Below are 6,806 nucleotides of genomic sequence, written 5' to 3' on the forward strand. Positions count from 1 at the left end.
CCGGGCGGGGGGGGCGCGGAGGCCCTCGCGTCCGCCCGGGACAACCTCCCGGGCGCCCCGCCCCTGCCCGCGCGGGGGTGGCCCGCCGGCGCCCGCCCGCCCGCCGTCGGACGCCTCGCCATTCCCGGCGGGGACGCAGCGCAGCGGGGCGGGGAAGCAGTGCAGCGGGGCGGCATCTACTGCATGGCCACGCTGCCGGACGTACGCCGGCGCGGCTATGGCACCAGCGTCCTGCGCGCGCTGCTCAACGCCGGTTCCGCCCAGGAGCTGGACGGCTACTGGCTGCTGGTGACCGCCGCAAACCAGTCCGCCCAGGAGCTCTACGCCCGGGCCGGTTTCCGGGAGGCCGGCCGCTACCTGTACCGGCAGGAACGGCCGCGGCGCGCACCGACGGGCTGCTGAGCAGGAATCCGCTAGGAGGACGGCGTGTCGATTACCTGCACCCGGACAGAGCAGGCGTCCGCGGCAGCTTTCTTCAGTACAGCCAGCCGCGGTTCGGGGACGTCGAGGTAGGGCAGCCGGGGCAGACGCGCATAGTCCTTCAAAGCCGGATGCCCGAGGACCAGGTCAGCCAGGGCCCGGTCACCGCCGGGGACCACGTACTCGAAGGCTTCCCGGCCGAACACCTCCGCCGCCTGCTGCGCCACCGCTTCCACCAGAGCATCCGCCTGGTTGGCCCGGCGCCGGGCAAACCTCTGCTGGGACTGGCCCCCGGCGGCCGTCTTGCCCTGGACATACCGCGTTCCCGCCTTGGCGGCCAGCAGTTCCCCTTCCGCGGCGACGCCGATGCCGTAGCCGCCGCGCCTGACCAGGAGCAGTCCAAGCCGCCGCGGCTGGGCCGCGAGGCTGGCCAGCCGTTCGAGGGCGTCGGTGCCCCGGCCGGGCCGCCCGTCCGCCGGCCAGGGTGCCTGCAGCAGCGCGGAGGCGCCGTCGCCGGCGACCAGCCGCAGCCCGTCGTCGTCATCCGAGACGCCGTACCCGCCGTGCGAGGCAGCAAACCGCTCGGCCCAGCCGGCAAGGCGGCTGCCCGGCACGAATGCCGTCCGGACAGACTGTGACCGGACGCCGGGGGATTTCGGTTGGGTCATGGCGGCATCCTTCGGAAGTTGGCTGGCGGCGGGAAAGCGGGACGAGTCCAAGTAGCCTATCTATGTGGAAGATCTCTTCGGGCACGGGCCGGGCAATGACGACGACGGCGACGACGGTGCGCCAGCCGCCCGCCGGAGTGCCGGGGGAGCGGGCAGTGCCTCCCCGCGCGGTCCGCTCGCCGTCCGGATGCGTCCGCGCACCCTCGATGAGGTGGTTGGCCAGCAGCACCTCCTGGGCCAGGGCTCGCCCCTGCGCCAGCTCGCTGCCGGAGCGGGAGCGGACACGTCCGGCCCCGCCGGACCCAGTTCATTAATCCTCTGGGGGCCGCCGGGCACGGGAAAAACCACCCTGGCGCACGTCATCGCCCGCGGTCCGGGCCGGAAGTTCGTTGAGCTGTCAGCCATCACCGCCGGAGTCAAGGACGTCCGCCGGGTGATGGACGAGGCCCTCACCGCCCGCGACCTCTATAAGACCACCACGGTCCTGTTTCTGGACGAGATCCACCGCTTCAACAAGGCCCAGCAGGACGCGCTGCTTCCCGGCGTCGAAAACCGCTGGGTGGTCCTGGTGGCCGCCACCACGGAAAACCCGTCCTTCTCGGTAGTGTCCCCGCTGCTGTCACGCTCCCTGCTGCTGACCCTCAAGCCGCTCACTGACGCGGACATCGAAGGGCTCCTGGTCCGGGCGGTGCAGGATGCGCGCGGCCTCGACGGCAAGGCCGAACTCGATGACGAGGCGCTGGCCCACCTGGTCCGGCTTTCCGGCGGCGACGCCCGGCGCGCACTGACCGCCCTGGAAGCGGCTGCAGGCGTGGCTTTCGGGGACGCCGATGACGCCGCCGGCGACGACGGCCCGGTGAAGGTGGAACTCAAGCACACCGAGCGGGCCCTGGACGTGGCGGCCGTCCGTTACGACCGCGCCGGAGACCAGCACTACGACGTTGCCAGCGCCTTCATCAAATCAATCAGGGGATCCGACGTCGACGCCGCGCTCCACTATCTGGCCCGCATGCTCGAAGCGGGGGAGGACCCGCGCTTCGTGGCCCGGCGGATCGTGATCTCCGCTGCCGAAGACGTGGGCATGGCCGATCCCACCGCGCTGCAGACAGCCGTCGCCGCGGCCCAGGCGGTCCAGCTCATCGGCATGCCCGAGGGCAGGATCATCCTGGCGGAGGCGGTGGTGCACCTTGCCACGGCGCCGAAGTCCAACGCCGCCTACATGGGCATCAACCAGGCCATCGCGGATGTCCGCGCAGGCATGGGCAACGGCATCCCCGCGCACCTGCGCGACGCGCACTACCCGGGTTCCAAACAGCTGGGCCACGGCCTGGGCTACAAGTACGCCCATGACGCCCCGCACGCGGTAGCGACCCAGCAGTACCCGCCGGACGACCTGGTGGGGAAGGACTACTACCGGCCAACGGCCAACGGCGCCGAGCGGGACATCGCGGTGCGGCTGGAGCGCCTGCGGAGGATTGTCCGGGGGAAGTAGCCCCATGGTAGGATGGATGTTTGTCTGGCAAGGCACGGACGCACAATCCCCTTGAATTTCCTTCGAGTAGGTTATGCCCTGTGCCCAGTAGCAAAAGGCAGCGGTTGGCCGATGCTCTCCATCGTGGAGGCCAGTAACACTGACACACCGCAGATATTGGAAGGACACAAGTGGCTAACAACACTCGTGCTCGCCGTCAGGCCCGCCTCTCGCGGTCCCTCGGCATCGCTTTGACCCCCAAGGCCGCCAAGTACATGGAGCGCCGCCCGTACGGCCCCGGTGAGCATGGCCGTGCCCGCAAGAAGCAGGACTCCGACTACGCCGTACGTCTGCGCGAAAAGCAGCGCCTGCGCGCCCAGTACGGCATCCGCGAAGCACAGATGACCCGTGCCTTCGAAGAAGCCCGCCGCACCAAGGGCCTGACCGGTGAAAACCTCATCGAACTGCTCGAAATGCGCCTTGACGCCCTGGTCCTGCGTGCCGGCTTCGCCCGCACCATCGCCCAGGCCCGCCAGCTGGTTGTGCACCGCCACATCATGGTTGACGGCATCCGCGTGGACCGTCCGTCGTTCCGCGTCGGCGAGGGCCAGCTGGTCCACGTCCACAGCCGCAGCGAAACCATGGTTCCGCTCCAGGTTGCAGCAGCCGGCGCCCACCGCGACGTCCTGCCTGCCGTCCCCGCTTACCTGGACGTCAAGCTCGAGGCACTGCAGGCCCGCCTGGTCCGCCGCCCCAAGCGCTCCGAAATCCCGGTGACCTGCGAAGAGCAGCTCGTCGTCGAATTCTACGCACGCTAATCCCAGCAGCGTATCCAAAGAAGCCCGTGGCAAGCGCCGCGGGCTTCTTTGTATGTAAGGTACTTGGGGGACATCTGCAAGAACGCGCTTCCTGGGCGCGCGCAGGATGGACCAAACCACAGAATTCGAGGAGATGAACGTCTATGTCTGGTGGCGATATCGCCGGCCTGATCGCTGCCGGGGTATTTGCGCTCCTGGTGCTGCTGCTCGCCGTGCCCATCCTGAAGCTGGGGAAGGTGTTTGACGAGGTGCGGACGGCCATCAGGTCCATCAGCGACGGCGCCACGCCCCTGATGGACGAGGTCACCGCCACGGTTTCCACCACCAACCAGCAGCTCAAGAAGGTGGACGGCATTTCCTCCAACGTCTCGGACGCGTCCGCGAACCTCTCCGCGCTGTCCTCCCTGGTTGCCGCCACGGTAGGGTCGCCGCTGATCAAGGTGGCGGCGTTCAGCTACGGCGTGCGCACCGCGCTGGCCAACCGCAAGAAGCCCGCAGCCGGCCGCCGCAGCCGCTAAGTCCCGAAAGAACAAAAATGAAACGACTTGTCTGGATGGGAATCGGCGTCGCGATCGGAATCATCGCCTTCCGCAAAGTAAGCGAGGCGCAGTCCAGCCTGGGGCCGGAAGGCCTTAACCGGGCGGTGGGCCGGCTCGCTGACGGCGTTTACGAATTTGCCGACGCCGTCCGCGACGGCATGCGCGAACGGGAAACCGACCTTCGCGCCGCCCTGGGCGTCGAGGCGGAAGCCGCCCGCCACTGACCGGCAGGCAGCCAGCCTTTGCCGGCCGGAACAAAACCGGCAGGATCCGTCCCTGGACTCCTGCCAACTGAACGAACTATCCGCGCCGGTGCGCGGACCAAGAAGGGTAAGTAAACAGCTCATGAAGTCGCAGGAGATCACAAAGCGCTGGGTGGACTTTTTTGTCAGCAAGGGCCACACGGCGGTTCCCTCCGCGTCGCTGGTCTCCAGCGACCCCTCGCTGCTGTTCACGGTTGCCGGCATGGTGCCGTTCATTCCCTACCTCACTGCCCGGGAAGAAGCCCCCTATTCCCGCGCCACCAGCGTGCAGAAGTGCATCCGCACCGGCGATATCGAGGAAGTGGGCAAGACCGCCCGGCACGGCACGTTCTTCCAGATGTGCGGAAACTTCTCCTTCGGCGACTACTTCAAGGAAGACGCCATCAAGTACGCCTGGGAACTGCTCACCAGCAGCGTTGACGACGGCGGATACGGCCTCGAGGCAGAGCGCCTCTGGGTCACGGTCTACGAGGAGGACGACGAAGCGAAGGACCTGTGGCTGAAGAACACGGGTGTCCCCGCCGAGCGTATCCAGAAGATGGGCAAGTCGGACAACTACTGGCACACCGGCCAGCCGGGCCCCGCAGGCCCCTGCTCGGAGATCTATTACGACCGCGGCCCCGCCTACGGCGTGGAGGGCGGCCCCGAAGCGGACGACAACCGCTACGTCGAGATCTGGAACCTCGTGTTCATGCAGTACCAGATCGATAACGTCCGCTCGAAGGTGGATTTCGACATCGTTGCCGACCTGCCGAAGAAGAACATTGACACCGGCCTGGGCATGGAACGCCTGGCGATGATCCTGCAGGGCGTCGAGAACATGTACGAGACCGACCAGGTCCGTCCCGTCATCGACAAAGCTGCCGGGCTGTCCGGCAAGGAATACACCTCCGCCGAGTCCGACGACGACCCGCACCACACGGACGATGTCCGCATGCGCGTGGTGGCCGACCACATCCGGTCAGCCCTCATGCTGATCGCCGACGGCGTGGTCCCGTCCAACGAGGGACGCGGCTATGTCCTGCGCCGTCTCATCCGCCGCGCCGTGCGTGCCATGCGGCTTCTGGGCGTTGAGCAGGCCTGCCTGCCTGAACTCCTTCCCGCGTCCCGCGACGCGATGAAGGGCGTCTACCCGGTGGTGGAGACCGACTTCGACCGGATCAGCCGGATCGCCTACGCCGAAGAAAAGGCCTTCCTGCGCACCATCGCCTCCGGCACCGCTCGGCTTGAGGAAGCCGTGGTGGCTTCCAAGGCCGCCGGCAAGCCGCTGTCCGGCGAGGACGCCTTCACATTGCATGACACCTACGGCTTCCCGATCGACCTGACACTGGAAATGGCCGAGGAAGCCGGGCTGAAGGTTGACGAGGCCGAATTCCGCAGCCTCATGCAGGAACAGCGCAAGCGCGCCCAGGCGGACGCCAAGGCCAAGAAGGGCGGGCACGCGGACATCTCCGCGTTCCAGGAACTGCTGGGCGAAGGCGAAACGGTGTTCACCGGCTACACCGAGCTTGACGGCGAGTCCCGGGTCCGCGGCATCATCCACGGCGGGCAGCGGGTGGCCCACGCGGCCACCGGCGACGAGATCGAGCTCGTGCTCAGCGAGACGCCCTTCTACGCCGAAGCCGGCGGCCAGGCCGCCGATACCGGCCTGATCACCGGTGACGGTTTTGTCGTCGAGGTCCTCGACGTCCAGCGCCCCGTCAAGGGACTGAGCGTGCACAAGGCGATCGTCCGCGAAGGCGAGATTCCGGCTGACGCGCTGGTGCGCGCCGCCGTCGACCGTGAACGCCGCCACGCAGCAGAGCAGGCGCACACGGCAACGCATATTGTGCACGCCGCCCTGCACCAGATCCTGGGGCCCGAAGCCACCCAGCGCGGTTCCTTCAATAAGGCCGGCTACCTGCGCTTCGACTTCGCCTGGGGCGAAGGCCTGAGCACCGCCACCCGGTCCGAAGTCGAGGAAGTTTCCAACCTCGCCATCCGCAACAACTACGCGGTGGAAACCAAGGTGATGGCGCTGGCAGAGGCCAAGGCGATGGGTGCCATGGCGCTCTTCGGCGAGAACTACGGCAGTGAAGTCCGCGTGGTGGAGATCGACGGCGCCTGGTCCCGCGAACTCTGCGGCGGCACCCACGTTGCCAACACCTCGCTGATTGGCAGCCTCTCCCTGCTTGGCGAACAGTCCGTGGGTTCGGGAAACCGCCGCGTGGAGGCTTTCGTGGGCATGGACGCGTTCCGGCACCTTGCGGCAGAGCGGGCGCTGGTGACGGAACTCACCGAAATGCTGAAGGTGCCCTCCGGGCAGCTGGCTGACCGGATCGCCGCCACCCTCGCCAAGCTCAAGGCGACCGAGAAGGAACTGGAGCGCCTGCGTAAGGAGCAATTGGCGGCAGCCGCAGCCCAGCTTGTCAACAGCGCCCGGGACGCCGCCGGTGTCAGCGTGATCGCCCATGATGCCGGCACGGTCAGCGGCGCCGATGACCTGCGCGGCCTGGCCTTGGACCTGCGGAACCGCCTGGGCTCCGCAGCGGCCACTGTGGCCGTGGCGGGCGTGGCCAACGACCGCCCCGTCATCCTTGTGGCCACCAACGAAGCAGCGCGCGACGCCGGCGTGAAGGCAGGTGCCC

Annotated in this window: 7 protein-coding genes; 6 read left to right on the top strand and 1 reads right to left on the bottom strand. The window is 68.0% G+C overall.

Translation table 11 applies throughout. The features are described 5' to 3' along the window. Positions 1 to 402: GNAT family N-acetyltransferase (locus AC5RTT_RS19080; protein WP_494146503.1), on the top strand; the 402-nt coding region annotated here is incomplete at its 5' end. An 11-nt stretch (positions 403 to 413) separates the two neighbouring features. On the opposite strand, the gene AC5RTT_RS19085 is transcribed toward AC5RTT_RS19080, so the two are convergent. Continuing rightward, positions 414 to 1,088, bottom strand: a complete 675-nt coding sequence (locus AC5RTT_RS19085; protein WP_494146504.1) for an acVLRF1 family peptidyl-tRNA hydrolase — start codon at positions 1,086 to 1,088, stop codon at positions 414 to 416. A 64-nt stretch (positions 1,089 to 1,152) separates the two neighbouring features. Between AC5RTT_RS19085 and AC5RTT_RS19090 the strand changes: the two genes are divergently transcribed. The 5 genes from AC5RTT_RS19090 to alaS form a co-directional block, all read left to right on the top strand. Continuing rightward, the gene (locus AC5RTT_RS19090; RefSeq protein ID WP_494146505.1) at positions 1,153 to 2,580 is read left to right on the top strand and encodes a replication-associated recombination protein A; all 1,428 of its coding nucleotides are present in this window, start codon (positions 1,153 to 1,155) and stop codon (positions 2,578 to 2,580) included. A 170-nt stretch (positions 2,581 to 2,750) separates the two neighbouring features. Next, complete coding sequence (rpsD, locus tag AC5RTT_RS19095) at positions 2,751 to 3,377, top strand: 30S ribosomal protein S4 (protein ID WP_043454433.1); 627 nt, start codon at positions 2,751 to 2,753, stop codon at positions 3,375 to 3,377. A gap of 143 nt (positions 3,378 to 3,520) precedes the next feature. Beyond that, a complete protein-coding gene (locus tag AC5RTT_RS19100) occupies positions 3,521 to 3,895 on the top strand; it encodes a DUF948 domain-containing protein (RefSeq protein ID WP_079596215.1) in 375 nt (124 codons plus the stop codon). Between the two features lie 17 nt (positions 3,896 to 3,912). Further along, complete coding sequence (locus AC5RTT_RS19105; RefSeq protein ID WP_235046815.1) at positions 3,913 to 4,140, top strand: DUF6167 family protein; 228 nt, start codon at positions 3,913 to 3,915, stop codon at positions 4,138 to 4,140. A gap of 121 nt (positions 4,141 to 4,261) precedes the next feature. Then, positions 4,262 to 6,806: alanine--tRNA ligase (gene alaS, locus AC5RTT_RS19110; RefSeq protein WP_494146506.1), on the top strand; the 2,545-nt coding region annotated here is incomplete at its 3' end.

It is taken from the genome of Arthrobacter sp. Y3221157, from assembly GCF_059089865.1.

Bases quoted from the DNA above. Each gene is read 5' to 3' on its own strand.
- AC5RTT_RS19085 (WP_494146504.1), bottom strand. From the start codon at position 1,088: ATGACCCAACCGAAATCCCCCGGCGTCCGGTCACAGTCTGTCCGGACG.
- AC5RTT_RS19100 (WP_079596215.1), top strand. From the start codon at position 3,521: ATGTCTGGTGGCGATATCGCCGGCCTGATCGCTGCCGGGGTATTTGCG.
- AC5RTT_RS19105 (WP_235046815.1), top strand. From the start codon at position 3,913: ATGAAACGACTTGTCTGGATGGGAATCGGCGTCGCGATCGGAATCATC.